Origin of the sequence: Heliobacterium mobile, from assembly GCF_009720735.1 — a bacterium.
GTDB lineage: Bacteria > Bacillota > Desulfitobacteriia > Heliobacteriales > Heliobacteriaceae > Heliobacterium > Heliobacterium mobile.
Map to the genome: position 1 here is coordinate 300,891 of NZ_WNKU01000002.1, position 16,102 is coordinate 316,992.

The 16,102-nt window shown below is 52.4% G+C and carries 12 protein-coding genes; 3 read left to right on the top strand and 9 right to left on the bottom strand.

The annotated features are described in order from the left end of the window. Nucleotides 1-98: 98 nt before the first annotated feature. The 3 genes from GJ688_RS04000 (at nt 99) to GJ688_RS04010 (ending at nt 2,923) form a co-directional block, all read left to right on the top strand. Nucleotides 99-788, top strand: coding sequence for a DUF4912 domain-containing protein (locus GJ688_RS04000; RefSeq protein ID WP_170291637.1), 690 nt, complete (start codon nt 99-101; stop codon nt 786-788). Further along, nucleotides 785-2,386, top strand: a complete 1,602-nt coding sequence (locus GJ688_RS04005) for a glycoside hydrolase family 57 protein (RefSeq protein ID WP_155475225.1) — start codon at nt 785-787, stop codon at nt 2,384-2,386. The genes GJ688_RS04000 and GJ688_RS04005 overlap by 4 nt, the downstream gene beginning before the upstream one ends. Before the next feature lie 228 nt (nt 2,387-2,614). Continuing rightward, entirely contained in the window at nt 2,615-2,923 is a 309-nt protein-coding gene (locus tag GJ688_RS04010) for a DUF4911 domain-containing protein (RefSeq protein ID WP_155475226.1), read from the top strand. Here the strand turns inward: GJ688_RS04010 and GJ688_RS04015 are convergent. From GJ688_RS04015 to GJ688_RS04055, 9 genes are all read right to left on the bottom strand, one after another. Further along, entirely contained in the window at nt 2,880-4,115 is a 1,236-nt protein-coding gene (locus GJ688_RS04015) for a glycosyltransferase family 4 protein (RefSeq protein WP_155475227.1), read from the bottom strand. The two genes, GJ688_RS04010 and GJ688_RS04015, sit on opposite strands and share 44 nt — an antisense overlap. Before the next feature lie 54 nt (nt 4,116-4,169). Continuing rightward, nucleotides 4,170-4,535: a carbohydrate-binding protein gene (locus GJ688_RS04020; protein ID WP_235910743.1), complete on the bottom strand. Its 366-nt coding sequence runs from the start codon at nt 4,533-4,535 to the stop codon at nt 4,170-4,172. 252 nt (nt 4,536-4,787) lie between these two features. Continuing rightward, nucleotides 4,788-5,942 carry a homocitrate synthase gene (gene nifV, locus GJ688_RS04025; RefSeq protein WP_407928933.1) on the bottom strand — a complete coding sequence of 385 codons (1,155 nt, stop codon included), beginning with the start codon at nt 5,940-5,942 and terminating at the stop codon, nt 4,788-4,790. 149 nt (nt 5,943-6,091) lie between these two features. Continuing rightward, complete coding sequence (locus GJ688_RS04030; protein ID WP_155475229.1) at nt 6,092-6,304, bottom strand: hypothetical protein; 213 nt, start codon at nt 6,302-6,304, stop codon at nt 6,092-6,094. A 36-nt stretch (nt 6,305-6,340) separates the two neighbouring features. Next, complete coding sequence (bcp, locus tag GJ688_RS04035; RefSeq protein WP_155475230.1) at nt 6,341-6,802, bottom strand: thioredoxin-dependent thiol peroxidase; 462 nt, start codon at nt 6,800-6,802, stop codon at nt 6,341-6,343. A gap of 111 nt (nt 6,803-6,913) precedes the next feature. After that, complete coding sequence (locus tag GJ688_RS04040) at nt 6,914-7,387, bottom strand: L-2-amino-thiazoline-4-carboxylic acid hydrolase (protein ID WP_155475231.1); 474 nt, start codon at nt 7,385-7,387, stop codon at nt 6,914-6,916. A 22-nt stretch (nt 7,388-7,409) separates the two neighbouring features. Next, nucleotides 7,410-11,480, bottom strand: coding sequence for a UvrD-helicase domain-containing protein (locus GJ688_RS04045; RefSeq protein WP_170291653.1), 4,071 nt, complete (start codon nt 11,478-11,480; stop codon nt 7,410-7,412). Further along, on the bottom strand, nt 11,480-15,043 hold the full coding sequence (gene addB, locus GJ688_RS04050; RefSeq protein WP_170291638.1) for a helicase-exonuclease AddAB subunit AddB: 3,564 nt from the start codon (nt 15,041-15,043) through the stop codon (nt 11,480-11,482). Before addB ends, GJ688_RS04045 begins: the two co-directional genes overlap by 1 nt. Beyond that, entirely contained in the window at nt 15,040-16,020 is a 981-nt protein-coding gene (locus GJ688_RS04055) for a 3'-5' exoribonuclease YhaM family protein (protein WP_155475234.1), read from the bottom strand. The genes addB and GJ688_RS04055 overlap by 4 nt, the downstream gene beginning before the upstream one ends. Nucleotides 16,021-16,102 lie beyond the last annotated feature (82 nt).

The following is a 16,102-nucleotide window of genomic DNA, read 5'->3' on the forward strand; positions in this document are numbered from 1 at the left end:
TTCGGGGTACCGGGGAAAAATCCCTGCTGGCTTCACTAAATATGAAACGGGTACACGGGAATACTAGGGAAGCAATTAGACCTAGGAGGTGCTTTCGATTGGCGCCGTGGTTTAACTTCGGCCTCTTTTTGCTGATCATCTTCGTCATCGCCATGACCATACTCCTGATCATATCTTGGATTAAGCGGGAGAGCCGCCGTCAACCGGTTCCTCTGAAAAAAGTCATGCCAGAGTTTTCGGAAGAGTTGGCTCCCCTCAACCTTCGCCCACGTTTTGATAGCGGTCTTTCATTTCTGCCCCCCCGGTATGGCCAAGATATCATGGGGTTATTGCCCCGCAGTCCCTTTTCATTATATGCCTACTGGGAAGTTTCGGCAGAGACAGAGTTGGCGGCCGCCTCCGCCTTTGATCCGCTAGAGTGGGAGAAATCGCCTTGGAAATTGCGTCTCTTTGATGTGACCGATCAGGCTGATTTTGCAGAAGCTCCTTATGTGGACATATCCATTCCGGACGGCGCCGACCACTGGTACATTCATGGCGTCAACCCCTCCCATCGATACCGGTTAGCTGTCGGCCGGTTAACGCGGGAAGGTTTTGTCCCACTGCTTTTGTCGGAAGCGGTCTTAACCCCTGCAGCGGCTCCTTCTCCCATCATCGACCCCGAATGGCCACCTATCGCGGCTCTTCAAGGCAAACCGTACCAAAGACAAAATCCCTTAACCTCACCGGCCGGTGCTTGGAGCGCTCTTTCCTGGAATAAGGCATCTTCTGGAGGCACAACCAAATGAGTAAAGGCTTGATCGCCTTTGTTTTGCACGCCCACCTTCCCTACATCCGCCATAATGATCGAGAGGACTATTTGGAGGAGCGCTGGTTCTTCGAAGCGATTACCGAATGTTATCTCCCTTTGCTGCAAGTCTTTGAAGGCTGGGATCGAGATGATTTACAGGGTTCGCTGACGTTGACCATGAGTCCCACCTTGCTCTCCATGCTCGCCGATCCGCTCATGCAGGAACGCTATGTGAACCATATGTCCAATCTGACTTTGCTGGCTGAGTTGGAGATCGAGCGAACTCAGGAAGATCCCGCCTTCTCCGCCTTAGCTCACTTGTACCGGCACCGTTTTTCCGAAGCTCTCCATTCCTTTAATGACCGCTACTATCGTGATCTCATCGGAGCTTTTCGTCGTTTGATGGACCGGGGTATAGTGGAGATCATCCCTTGCCCAGCCACTCATGGTTACCTTCCATTTATGCGTTTTTACCGGGAAGCACAGCGAGTGCAAATTGCCACCGCCGTGAATACGTATGAAGGATTTTTTCACCGGCCACCGCAAGGGATCTGGCTCTCCGAGTGTGCCTACCACCCCGGTCTGGAGAATATTTTGGCAGAATTTCACCTAAAATATTTTATCACCGACGCTCACGGCGTCCAATTTGCCACCCCTCAACCGCGTTACGGCACCTACGCTCCGATTATGACTCCAGCCGGTGTGGCTGCTTTTGGTAGAGATCTGGAGTCTTCCAAACAAGTCTGGAGCAAAGATGAAGGATATCCCGGCGATAGTGATTACCGGGAATATTATCGCGACATCGGCTTTGATCTCGATTTTGAGTATGTGCGCCCCTTTATCCATCCCGAGGGAATCCGGTTGCATACAGGCTTTAAGTACCACCGGATCACCGATCGAGAAGGAGCCCATAAAGAACCTTACGTACCCACCTGGGCTGAGTCCAAAGCGGCCCAGCACGCTGGTAATTTCCTTTTTAACCGTTCTAAACAGCTCGAATACTTAAATGGCTTTATGCCAGAACGTGAACCGCTGATCCTCTGCCCGTACGATGCCGAATTGTTCGGTCACTGGTGGTATGAGGGTCCCCGATTTTTGGATCAAGTCATTCGCCGTCGTGCCCAAGTCGACCCAGGGATTGAATTCATCACCCCCTCACGGTACCTGCAGAGGTATCCTCGCATTCAACCGGCCACGCCTTCCGAGTCAAGTTGGGGTGCTGAGGGGTATCACGAAGTCTGGCTCGAAGCAAGCAATCACTGGCTTTACCGCCACCTGCACCAAGCTGCGGACCGAATGAATGAGCTGTCCCGGGAACAGTACCATGCCGACGGCTTATCTCAGCGAGCCCTGAACCAGATGGCTCGGGAACTGTTGCTGGCTCAAAGCAGCGACTGGGCCTTTATCATGAAAACGGATACGGCAGTTAACTACGCCGTAAATCGTTCGGTGTACCATTTGAATAATTGTCTCGCTTTATCAGATATGATCTCCGGGAAAAAACCGATGGACGAGAACCTTGTGAACGATCTGGAAGATCGAAACCCTGTTTTTCCCCGTGTCGATTTTCGGGAGTATAGTCGATCAGTGCCCTAAAGACAACTCGAAATGCTTGATGAAAAAAGCCCGCCGTTTACAATATAACCGGAGGGTTTTTTTATCGTTAGTAACAATTATTTTTTGGCAGCTGAATTAAATAGGTTAGAATCTGTTGTAATAAATGGACACCAAGAAGGTAAAAGGCGGTAAAAGCCTGGAGTGAAGTGGACAGAGTCGATTCATCAATAGGATATCGCTAGGATTTATAATTAGGAGGCTTTTGACATGTCACGATATAAGGGGAAACGACAGTTAAGCGATATTTATAAAGAAATCCCATCGGACAGCCCGGTGGGATTGGTACGTTTGCAGGAACCGCAAAAAGCGTCCCTATTTTTGCGCATTATGGAAGGATACAGCCACCTGGCGATGATTGTGTCTTTTTACCCCGATATAGGTTGGTACAGCATCTATACGACACCAGACAATCGACAAGAGGTTGAATCCATCCTGTCGACACTACCGGTTCGGTTGACAACGATGCAGTTCGTTAGTGCCGGACAGCTACCTGTAATAGTTCTGCAAGGCGATTGACGGGACGACGCCGTTCTGGAACGGCTCGCACCGTTTCCACCGAATTGTACACATCGACTGTTCTCGCGGCGATAGCGTCCCAAGAATAGATTTCCCGCACTTCCCGAGCGCCTGTTTTGGTCATGGACTTGCCGAGCAGTTCATCGCCTAAGGCCGTTTTAATCTGTTCAGCCAGAGACCCTGGATTGTTCGGGTAGGCCTTCAACCCGTTATGGCGATGCTTGACGATTTCGGTGAGCCCGCCCGTTTCAGAGACGACACATGGTGTTTCGGCCGCCATCGCTTCCAAAGCGACGATGCCAAAAGGTTCGTAGAGACTCGGGAAAACGGCTACGTCAGCCCCTCGTAAAAGACCCACTTTGGTAGATCCTTGAATATACCCGGCAAAGTGAACTTTATGAGAGATTCCCCGGCGTTCTGCCAGATGTTTTAAGTAATTCATCTGGGTGCCTGTTCCGCCGATGACCAATTTGGCATCATAGTGGCGCAGCACTTCCGGCATCGCGTCAATCAGGACTTGAACACCTTTTTCCCAGACGAGCCGGCCCACATAAAGGATGATCCGTTCGTGGTCGGTCGCATAGTGGCTGCGTTCAAAGCCTTGGGCCTTTTCGGCGGAAAAATCGTCAGGATGAACCCCATTGGGGATGACGGCCATTTTGTCTCCGGGAATTTGGAAGATCCGGCTCAGTTCCCGCTCCATATGTTGGCTGCAAACGATGACCCGCCACGCTTCATATCCGAGCCACCACTCAACCTGGCTGATATAGCGCTGCAGGTCATTGTGCAAACCGTTATGGCGCCCCCACTCGGTGGCGTGGATGGTGGCGATCAACGGTTTTTTCCATCCATGTTTTAAAGCTCGTCCTGCATAGGCGACGAGCCAGTCATGGGCATGAATGATATCGAAGTCGCCTACTTCGGAGGCAACTTTTTGCGCTTTTTCCATGAAGGCGAAGTTTAGATGATGAATGTGACCAGCGAAATCGAGCGACCATAAGGAATAGGGTTGAATACGGTGGACATGAACGCCGCGGTCCCTTTCGTCGCTGGGCAGCCCATCTCCACCTTGGGTGATCACATGGACTTGATGGCCTTGTTTGACGAGGGCACCGGCCAAACCATGGACGTGCGGAGCTAAGCCGCCGACCACGTTGGGCGGGTATTCCCAAGAGAGCATGAGGATTCTCAAATCAACACCTCCATAGGTTCACCGAAAAGGTTTAGGAGGGGCCCTAAAGGCCCCTTACCCGTTGTGCACCTGAATCGTCCAGTTAACGCCGCTGTTGTTGTCCCAGTTTTGGGCCGAATCATGGAAGCAGAAGTTCATGGTGCCCAAGTCGTGAGCGGGAAGAACTTTGACCCATCCGTAGCCAGTCTTATCCATCTCCACATCCTGTACCTTTTGCCACCGGTTTGCATCGCCATAACCGACATGGAGATAGACCTGATCGGCTCCGCTGTTGGCGAGCAAGCCCGAGTAAAGGATACAGACTTCCTGGCCAGCCGTGGCGGGCAGGGGGTCAATCCGAACGCCACCGGGGTAGATGTTTTTTGACATCTCTTCTAGACGGTTGTCCACGCTGAAGTTACTATACTTTTTGTCTCCCAAATAAATCACCTCCGTTGGATTTCGGGGCCATCGTTATTCGGGACCACTTCAGGGGACAGTGAATCTTGATGCCGCTCTTAGTATGCGACTCTTTTCTGCGGCCTATGAACGGGACAGAGGGTAAATAAAAGCATTCGGGGAACCATTTGTGTCTAGATGAAAAGGTTTCGAGAAAAAGCAAAAAGGCCCGGAAGGGAGCAATTCCTTCCAGGCCTTTCAATAGATTACATTAACTCACGGGAAAATATGTTTTTAGTGTTCAGGATACCCGTAGAGCTCTTCATAGATGTACATGATTTCCTTTTCAAAGAGGGGACGCTTCAATTGGACAGCCGTTTCACGGACGCGGGCCAGAACTTCGGCAGCCTGTACTTCCGTCATATCGATTTCAAACTCACGGAATTTGGCTTTGATGGAAGCCGTGCCGGAGTGCTTACCGATAACGATCTGACGAGCAAGACCCACTTCTTCAGGAGAAATGACTTCGTAGGTTTTCGGGTTTTTCAGAACGCCGTCGCCATGGATCCCTGATTCATGGGCAAACATGTTGGAGCCGACGATCGATTTCCAAGAAGGCAAGAAGCGACCGGAAGCCCGAGAAACATACTCACAAACTTCATGGAATTTATCGGTTTTGAAATTCAGATCGATGTTCTCGAGATATTTAAGAGCCATAACCACTTCTTCCAGAGCCGAGTTCCCGGCCCGTTCGCCGAGACCGTTGACGGTCACGCCGACATGGGACGCGCCGGCTTTCACGCCGGCTAGGGCGTTGGCAGTAGCCATACCGAAGTCGTCATGGGTGTGCATTTCAATATCGATATCGACTGCTTCGCGAAGTGTCTTGATTCTATCGTAAATGATAAAGGGTTCCATGATTCCGACGGTATCACAATAACGAATCCGGTCGGCGCCCACTTTTTTCGCTTCACGGGCAAACTGAATCAGGAAATCCATATCCGAGCGAGACGCATCTTCTGCGTTGACGGAGACATAGACGCCTTGCGATTTCGCAAATTCGCAGGCTTTCATCATCGATTCGAGAACCCACTCCCGAGAGGTCCGCAGCTTTTCTTGTATATGAATGTCCGATGTAGAGATGGAGATAGCTACCGCGTCACAGCCGCAATCAATGGAGTGTTGGATGTCAGAGATAACAGCACGGTTCCAACCCATGATGCTGGCTTTGAGACCCATCTTGCAGATTTGCTTGATGGCTTCTTTTTCATCGCCGCCCATGACGGGAATCCCTGCCTCGATCTGGTGAACCCCTAACTCATCCAGCATACGTGCAATCCGTAATTTTTCTTTGTTGGCAAATACAACGCCTGCTGTTTGCTCACCATCACGTAACGTTGTGTCTACGATAAATACCTGCTTATTGGTCAACACCCTCACACTCCTCATGCATATTTATGTTATTTTACGTAAAGACTATTATATTTTATCATAAATACATGCTAACGCAAGAATAGCGGAGCTCATATACTGTATACAGGAAAAACCGCCTATTTTACGGGTTTTTTGCTAATTTGACGACATCGTTTGACACTTGACTAGGCCCATTCGACAGCAACAATCTTTTCAATCAATAGCGGACGCTGCTGCGGCTCGGCCAAATCAACGGGAAGTACATAGGCCAAGGGTGGAGCTATGTCTACAACTTGATATCGCTTGACCGTACCGTCAGAAAAATAGACATAGACCTGTCGTTCCGAGGTCTTCGCTTGTTCTAACATGTTATAAACGTGGCTCCGGTGCAAGCCCATGTTGCACACCCCCTTGACCTGCATTCGGTTTCCTTTTTAGCCGATGGAATCGAGCACTTTGGCAGCGTGTCCTGCCGCTTTTACCTTACGAAAAATATGGGTAATGACCCCGTCGGGATCGATGATAAAAGTGGACCGCTCAATCCCGATGGACTTTTTCCCATACATGTTCTTTTCTTTCAGCACCTGATAGAGGTTACAAAGGGTGCTGTCGCCGTCACTGAGCAGGAGAAAGGGCAGTTCCTGTTTCGTTATAAATTTACCATGAGATGTGACGCTGTCCCGGCTCACACCTAAGACCACCGTGTTTTTGTCCAGAAATTGACCATGTAGATCTCGAAATTCCTGAGCTTCGGTGGTACAGCCAGCTGTGTTGTCTTTGGGATAAAAATATAGGACCACATAGCTGCCTCGAAACTGGCTCAGGCTAACTTCTTCCCCATTCGATGCCGGAAGGGTAAAGTCGGGAGCGATTTGACCTGCAATTAATTCTGCCATGGAATTGAACCTCCTTGGAATGTCTGTATCACTATGCTACCTGCTTATAGGGAATTTATTAAATGCGAAGTAATGTCGTTCCGTTCCTACCGGCTAACTCCAAAGCTAGGATTACTTTTTTCGGAAAACCATCCGGCAGCAGGCGTCTCCAGCGCCGATGCGCTTCTCCGGGATGAATTCGAAATCAGGGAAGCAGGCCATAATCCCACGGTCCCCTTGAACAGCCCAGTCACAGAGAACATCGGTCTGTTCAACGGTGCAGCCGTGTCGTTCCTGCCAAGCGACTACCAAGGGGCAATGATGAAATTCAATGACCGCCTCTTCCGGGGTGACTTTGGCGATATTCATTTCGAAAACCGCTTGTGATACGGGCTTGGCGAACTGTTTAACCAGTTCTTCCATGTCCGACGTCGGTTCCATGGCTTGCCCCTTCATCTGACCGTAACGGAAAATCGATTTTTTCGCTATGGCCTCTGCATCAAAACCTAGGTTTTTTGCTTCTTCTAACATCAGATAGAACCAAGTGGCTCGGTCTTGAAAGGCTTGGCGGACCGTTTCAAGGGAAAAGGATTTTTCTTGGGTCACAAGGTTACACCTCCGCAGTTTTTTATAGAGCCAATTCCTGACCGGTGGAGATCATGTACAGGTATCGATCTTTCACCGTCGTACCCATGATTTTCTCGATGGCTCGATGATAAAGGTTGATTTGCCCTCGGTATCTTTGGAAAAGGTCTTCGATCCAGTCATCCTTACTTCGACTGGCCGGGCGGTGGTCTGTCTTGTAGTCCAGCAGTACCCAACCGTCAAGTTCTTCAAAGAGGCAGTCGATGACCCCTTGCACGACAACGAATTCTCCGGGAGGGCTCTTCGGCTCTACCTCTTGCGCAGAAAGGGCCAAACTAAAAGGAACTTCCCGGAGGATCTGTTTGGACTGACCTAATCGTTGACCCAGGGGACTCTCAACGAAACGCAAAATCTCGCTTAGTTCAATTACATCCCGCTGCTCCCCTGTTAATATTTCGCGCTCTACCAGGCTGTCTACCTGCTTTTGAATCGCTTCTTTTGTTAAGTTTTCTGCGTAATTTAAGTGCTGCATGACCAAATGAACAGCCGAACCCCGTTCAACCGCCGATAGACGGGTTTGCTGCTGGAGAAAACGGGGACGGATGTCGATGAGACGGTCAGACGATTTTTGGGGAACGTCCCGACATTCTACCTGTGATGATTCGGGCCATCGATCGGCCCCAGGGAGTTCATCGCTTTCTAGATTCATCTGGTCAAAGCGGTCTTTCACTTTGCTCACAGCTACCTTGGCCGGAATAGCTGCGGCGTCCCGATGGGGATACTGCCAGGACAAGTAAGAGTCAACGAGGTCAGTGCCGGTAACCGGTTCGATTCGGTGCAGTTTTTCTATCCATTCCGGGTTTAGGGGCCTATGAGCCATCTCTAACTCTTCTTGCCGGAGAAGACTTGCTTTGGGCCAATATTGAATCTTCCATCGAGACAGACCGCTCTTGTCGAGTACCTTCTCCGTTTCAGTCCCTGCCTGCTCTTGAACGGCAAGGTCTGCCTCGCTAAGCGAACCCTTCGGTGCTGAATCGTCGGAGTTCTCAGCGGTCAAAAAACCGGCAGCCCATTTAACGAAGATTTTACCGTCACGGTGGCGAGACAATGATGGACCGATCCAATCGATGTAGCTTTTCGCTCGTAAAAGCACTTCATCCGGGAGCGGTCCGATTCCTGTAGATTCTGCTTTGCTTCCTTCGAGGGTCGCCGAAGCATCCTGCACCCACTGGCGGGCCGAATCCTCCATGTTGCGGACAGTACCAACCAGGATGAGTTTTTCTTTGGCCCGCGTCAAGGCTACATAGAGAATCCGCATCTCTTCCGCCAAGGTTTCCCGGTAGAGGCGGCGCTGTATGGCGAGTTTCGCCACTGTGGGGTAGCGAAAACGCAGCTTCGTATCGACTACGATGGGACCAAGGCCCAGGTTTTTATGGATGAGCAGATCTTTATAGAGGTCCTTTTTGTTGAATTGAGTCCCCAAGGCTGTCACAAAGACGACAGGAAATTCAAGACCTTTGCTCTTGTGGATGCTCATGATGCGGACTACGTTTTCCTTTTCTCCTAAGGCACGAGCCGTTCCCAAGTCGCCTCCTTGATCCTGAAGACGTTCAATAAAGCGGAGGAAACGGAAGAGCCCTCGAAAACTGGTCGCTTCATATTGACGAGCCCGGAAGTGAAGTGCCCTCAGGTTGGCTTGACGCTGGCCACCGCCAGGCATGGCACCGGCATAGTCGTAGTAGCCGGTCTCCTGGTAAATCTGCCAGATGAGTTGGGAAAGAGGATTTCGCCGGGCCAAGGTCCGCCAGTCTTCAACCTGTTTAAAAAAGCGGGAAAGCCGTTGCGCAAGGGTACTGTCACTGGGATTCGAATCTGTCGGTCCAGCCCCCTCGACTCTCTCGATAAATGCCCGCGCCGCTTCATAATAGCTCCCTCGGCTGTCGGCCAGACGGATTTGCGCCAGTTCTTCTGCTGTAAATTGGAACAGAGGCGATCGCAAGGTAGCGACCAAAGGGATGTCCTGACGAGGATTGTCGATAACCCGCAGCAAAGAGAGCATGACTGAGATCTCTGTCGCTTCAAAATAGCCTGTGCCCACTTCAGCGTATGCTGGTACACCAGCAGCCCGGAATTCTTCGAGAAAGGTGTCGGCACGGCCTCGCGTCCCCCGCATCAAGATGACGATATCGCGGTAGGCGATGGGGCGATAACCGCCTTGGTCCTTGTCAAAGACAGGCATTGCGCTGTCTACGAGTTCTTGAATGCGTTTCGCCACGATCCGCGCCTCATATTGAGCGGCTTCGAGCACTTGCAAATCCGATTCTTCGGCGCCTTCTACACTATCCATAGCACTGTTGTTTGCATCAGTCTTATCGCCGACCTGTGCCCCACTATCGTCGGTTCCGCCTTCCTTAGCCAGGGCTGCCTCATCATTTTCGTCAGGCTGACGTTGGATCAGATGCAGTTCGATCGTCCGGTCTATGTCCCGCTTCTCTTCATCGGGCAAGGCCGGAAAAATAGCGCCGTGAACCAGTTCGGCCTTCGCGTCGTAATCCATCTCTCCCGCTTGCTCCGTCATGATTTGGCGGAAGATAAAGTTGACACCGTGGATTACGTTGCTCCGGCTGCGGAAGTTTTTTGCCAGATCGATTCTTTGTCCGACCAGACCGCTGTCTCGTTCGCCTGTACTCTCCCCATAGGTACTGTAGCTTCGGTACTTTTCTAAAAACAGCCCCGGTTCAGCTAAACGGAAGCGATAAATGCTCTGCTTCACATCGCCTACCATAAAACGGTTCTGATTCGCGAGGAGTCGCAACATGGTTTCTTGCACCATGTTCGTGTCTTGGTATTCGTCGGTCAAGACTTCATGAAAATGGTCTTTGAGATCGAATGCCAAGGAAGAGGCAGATGGATTGGACCGTTCCGATGCCGGCTCCAGCAGAAGGCGCAGGCAAAAATGTTCCAAGTCGTTAAAGTCCACCAGGCGCTTTTCTAGCTTTGCTTTTCTAAACTCCTGTTGAAAGGTGAGCACCACCTCAACGAGTGCCTCCATCGCCGGCAAAGCCAGTTGCAAGTCAGCAAGCAGATCTTGAGGACTGCGGTTAAAGTATTTCTCTGTGATCGCAGTCAGTTTTTTCTTGGCTTGATTGCGACGGCGTGTCACTTCTTCCTTCAAACCTTCGTCAACGGGGCCCCGTACAGCTTTAGCCCGGGCGAAGGCCATGTCCTTAAAGAGCTCATGTAGCCGGCCCCAAGAGTGTTTGGCCGCCATCATCATGTCCTGCACCATCTGAATGTCGGCATTCAGTCCGTCGGCATAAGGAGCCGGACCGCCAGGTAGCCGACACAAGGCCAAGGCCCGGATCAGCATTCCTTCTACTTCGGCCAGATCGATGGACAATTCCCGGCGCAAAGCGGCAAACCAGGGCAAGTCTTCCCAGGCTGGGCTTTGAACCGCTTCCCGGAGCACTTGCAGGATGTCCTGAAGCCACTGTTCCGGCCAGGGCTGGCTCATCGCTTTGTCGTAAAGTTGGAGGACCATCTCCTGCAGGGCCATGTCGTCCCGATCACCGCCATAGGCGTCCGCCAGGACCGTAAAGGCTTTTTTGGCAGTTCCATCGTTGCCTGACGCCTCTATGGTAAGGCTGTTTTCGCTAGACATTTCGCCAGCCTGCTCATAGAGGCTTTCAAAGACATCGTCGAGCACGTCTTGCCGGAGCAAGGCGATTTCCGTCTCGTCGGCTACTCGGAAAGCCGGATCGATGTCGAGGCGGTAATAATGACGGCGCACCAGATCGAGGCAGAAGGAATGCAGTGTCGTGATGGGCGCTCGATTTAAGAGAACCAGTTGATGGCGCAAGTGCTTCTGCTCAGGATGAGCCGCCAGTTCTTTGGTGAGGGCGGCTCCAATGCGCTCACGCATCTCCGCAGCTGCTGCATTGGTGAAGGTGACGACGAGCAGCCGGTCCACGTCGACGCCTTCTTTGAGGATGCCGATGATCCGCTCTACGAGTACAGCCGTCTTGCCGGAGCCGGCCGCCGCTGCCACTAGGAGGTCACTGCCCCGGGCTGTCACGGCCTGCCACTGTTCATCAGTCCATTTGGGATCGCGTATCACCGGATCACCCCCTGTAGAATCGGAATGGAGCCGTCGCCGACTTTTTGCCAGAGGATCTCCGGCGCCTCATCGATGAGTGTGCGATAGCCGTTATCTTGCAAAAGCCGGTCAAACTGGCAGACCGGTTTATAGGGGCAAAAACTGCAAGCGAGGCGGTCATCCCGTCGGTAAGGCTCGATAGCGACAAAACCCTCCATGATGGCATCGCCGACCCGCGAAAAGACTTTTTGTAAATATCCTCTAAGCATGCTGAACTGTTCCAAAGTGAGCACCGAAGAGGCGCTGTAGAAAGAACCGTCTTTTTTCAATCCTACTGGAATGAGCGGCGAGTACCCGCTGGACGTTTCCTTATCCATGAGGGCGACCAATTCGGGATCGGCTAGGACATGGCCGCGCATTTTCAGTTCTTTTAATAGAGCCTGAGCCGCTTCGTCCGGTCCGAGGGGACCTCCTGACGATAGGAGGGGATTGCGCACGCCAAAATAGAGCATCCCGCCTGGCTGGCAGGGCGTAAGGGGTGATGGCCGTCCACTCATTAACGGTTGAATGAGCTTATTTCCGTGCTGCAGGGCTACGTCAAGGTAAGTGAGCAGTTGCAGCTTTAATCCATGGACCATATCGGCAAGCTTCACATCAGCTCGGCTGGATTTGTAGTCGATCACTCGCAGCCAAGGCTTTTCCTGGGCGATCACCCCGTCAATGCGGTCAATGCGGCCGACCAGATCCATGTAATGGCCCCCGGTCAAGGGAACTCGTACCGGTGGCAACAGTTCACCGGGACCGAAACCGATCTCCAACCCTAGCGGTTGAAAGTCTCCTCGCCGGGCATGCTCACCGAGCACATGGACGGCTTGAGATAGGGTTTGCTGAAGCCGTCCCGTCAAATAGCGGTAGCGGGCCGTACTGAGGAGGATCTCGTTTTGCAGCTGCGGTGCCAGCGCAGAGACGACCTCTTTTGTCATCTTCACCATCTGATCCTGTGACAGGGCGCCCCAATGAAGATTCTCCTGGCGAAGGCGGTCTCCAAACTGTTTTAAGGCCGCATGGAAAAATTGGCCTAAATCGGGCGCTTGAAGACGAAAAACAGGGCGCTCTTTCAAGCGCAATCCATAGGAGACGAAGTGCGCGAAGGGACAGGCCAGGAAATTCTCCACTCGGGAGACGCTGGCTTTTAATGGTGCACCATATAAACGGCGGCTGACGGGCTTTGGCAAAAAGTGCTCCTGGTTTTTATGCCAAAGGCCGCTGAGCACTGGACCCATCCGTTCGCGCCATTCCGAGCGTGCCGCCATCCAGGAATAGGTCTCCCACCAGACTAGGGGGATCGCTCGGCCCGTCAAGGCTTCCCGGAATTGGGGGATTAGATAGGAAAGGCTTCGTCCGCTATGGCAGATGTATTCCCAGGCCAGTTCCTCTTCAAAGCTGCGCAATTCCTGTGTCCCGGCTGTAGAAACCAGTCCGGGTTCAAGGCTCCAAGCTTTTTCCTGAAGGTTAGGGAAAATCTCCCGCACCCGGGCGATGACCGGCGACGGCAGTTGGGCACGGCCCTCCTCATCGGCTAAGGGAAAAGAGAGATAACACCGTTCCTGCGCTCGTGTCATAGCTACATAGACATGATATTCCTCGTCGAAAAGGCGGCGGCGGCTCCCTGGAGCAAGTTCCAGTCCCGTCTGTTCCTGGATACGTTCCCGTTCCCGATCGTCAAAGATGCCGTCATCTTTGGGCCGAGCCGGAAGCACTCCCTCGGAGACGCCCAGGACAAAGGCGGCTTTCACTTCTGGGCTGCGAGATCGATCGAGCGTGCCGATGAGCACCTGATCGAGTTCCGGCGGGATAAGGCCGAGGCGCAAACTGTCGAGGCCAGCCTCCATGACGACGGCGTAGGTGGCTAGATCGATCGGCTTTTCTCCCAGCGATTCGACGATTTGATCAAAAAGGTCCATAATCGCCGACCAGACCTGACGATGGGCCCGAGCCTCCTCCAGTCGTCCCTCTTCTTCACAAGCTGTTATCCACTGGCCCAGTTGCTCCGGCACGTTCAGTTCCACCAGCAACTGGTAAAGACTCGCCGTAACAGACCGTACCTCTGCTAAACCTTGGACAGCTTTTTGGAAGTTCAATAACCCTTTCCGAGCCCGATCTCGAGCGTCGTTGATGGCGGCCAATTGAGCCAATTCGGCATCGTTGAATTCCCTGTCATCGTCCCCTAAGGTGAGCCGGCGGCGAAACATCCATGGTTGACTGTCCCACCAGCGCCAACTGCGGATGCCATGGGAAAGTACGTAGTTTTCCAACTGGTCCACTTCATCCCGGCTAATTGGCACCAGATCAGTCTTCAAATAGCGAAAAACGGGCTCATAGGACCAGTCTTTGATCACCGTTTCTAGGGCCGAGCGAACGAGCTCTACCAAAGGATGATGAGCTACAGGTCGTTTTCGGTCCATGAAAAAGGGGATGCCGAAGTCCTGAAAGACGGAGGCAAGCAGTTCCTGATAAGACTCCAAATCACGAAGGAAGAGAGCCATGTCCCGCCAGCGATAGCCTTGATCCCGGCAAAGACGGATCATCTCTCTCGCTGCCCCTTCCACTTCGCTGCGGCGATTGACGGCGGCACAGATTTGCAGGCCCGGTGAATCAACCGCCCAGAGGACACCCGGCCGGCGGAAGTAACAGGATTCTAGATGCTGCAGCTCCGGCGCCTGCCGAAAACGTGGCGCTACGTCCGGTGTAAGATGGAGCGCCTTTTCTATCGAAACTTGGTGGTCCTTCGCTAATTGCAGGAGTTTTTCCTGAGTCTCACGAGTGCGAAAAAAAGGATCGGTCAGATCACACGGAAGATCCAACTGAGTCGGATCCAGGCAGAGAGCCATGTGGACCCGGCGGCAGGTCTTCATGAGAGCCCCGACGACAGACAATTCCTGCGGGGTAAAACCGGAAAAACCGTCGATCCAGATCTCCGCCTCCGAGAGCATCGCTGACTGGGGAATCCGTTCTGCCAGCAAGTGCAAATAGTCATCAGGATCGGTATACTTGCCTTCTAAAAACGCATTTAAGGCTTTATTGAGCAATGCCAAGTCGTGAAGCTTGTCTGTCAACAAGCTCCCGCCCTGCCCTGCCGTCAACTCGGACTGACAACGTTCCAGATGGTCGATGTCAATATTATATATTTTTAACTCGGACAGGGCTCCTGCTAAGGCATCGGCAAACCCGGGCTGGCCGGCAGAGCGATGAAAAAGACGCAATTCATCTTTATGTGACTCTAACAACTGGCGCAAAATCATGCGCTTGCCTAGTTCACCGATGGGAATGCGCGCACTCCCCCCTACCTCTTGGAGAACCCGGTAGGCGAGGCGGCGAAAGCTGAACACCTGTGCGCGGATCATGCCGCCCAGTTCCGGCATCGCCGAAAGGGATCGCTCCGTTTGAAAGGTGGCCTGTTCCGGCACTAAAAAAATAAGGGGTGAACCTTGGGGAGATCCTTTGATTTCTCGAGTGATTTCCTGCAAGCAGGTCTCCGTTTTACCGACGCCAGCCCTGCCCAGGATGAAGCGAAGGCTCACCGCTCGTCGCCTCCCTCTCCGATATAAAATCGGCGCTCCAAACTCTTGAGATAAGGGGTCCAGCCATCTTTAGCCTCGGCTAGGGCTTGCCGTATCTTAAACATGTCAGCGTCAAAGCGATCCGCATAGTGTAGAATGACGGCTTCCACCATTTGAGGACGCTTCGGCGACTGCCACTCATACTCGCCATGGTGACTGGCGATGAGATGTTCAATTTTTATGCGCAACGCTTTGGGGAATCCTTCGACCTCTTCCATCCAGCGGTCTAATAAATTGATACCGATGACGATATGACCGAGGAGGTTTCCTTCTGTCGTATAACCGATGACCGTATCGTATTGAAGTTCGGCAATCTTGCCGATGTCATGGAGGATGGCCCCAGCAGTGAGCAAGTCTCGGTTGGCTTCGGGCACATTATCAGCCAAGTGAAGGGCCGTTTTTAACACGCCCAGCGAATGTTCCAACAAACCGCCAATGTACGCTTGGTGGTGACTCATCGCTGCCGGCGCTGTCACATAGGCGCGGCGAATCTGGCCATCGGCGAACAGGGTGGTTAAGAGCGTACGTATATAGGGATTCTCGATCCGAGAAACAGCTTGGTCCAGTTCCTGTTCCAAGGCACTTCGGTCCATCGGCGTCACAGGTAGAAAGGCTTCCCAATCGACATCCTGCGGATGGACCGGCTCCACGGCATGGATATGTAACTGGACGACTCCCTGATACTCGGTAGCCTGCCCTCGGATGCGAAAGACCGTCTCTTCCTTTAGTACTTGAGCAAACTGCTCTCCCCGATCCCAGGCACGGGCTTCCATCTTACCGGTACGGTCTTCCAGCACAGCCGTCAAGTAATGACCTTTCGAGGGATCCCGGTAAGGCATCAGCGAAAAACGTCGAACGACAAAAAAATCGTCTATTCCCTGGCCCGCTTTCAGGTCTTTTAACCAGATACGAGGTTTTTGGGGCTTGATAGGTTGCACGGAGTCAACTCCTTCACTTTTTCCCAAGAGGTCCAAGGTCCCGGTGATTAAAGAACTAATTCTGCAACTGTGCGAGAAATTC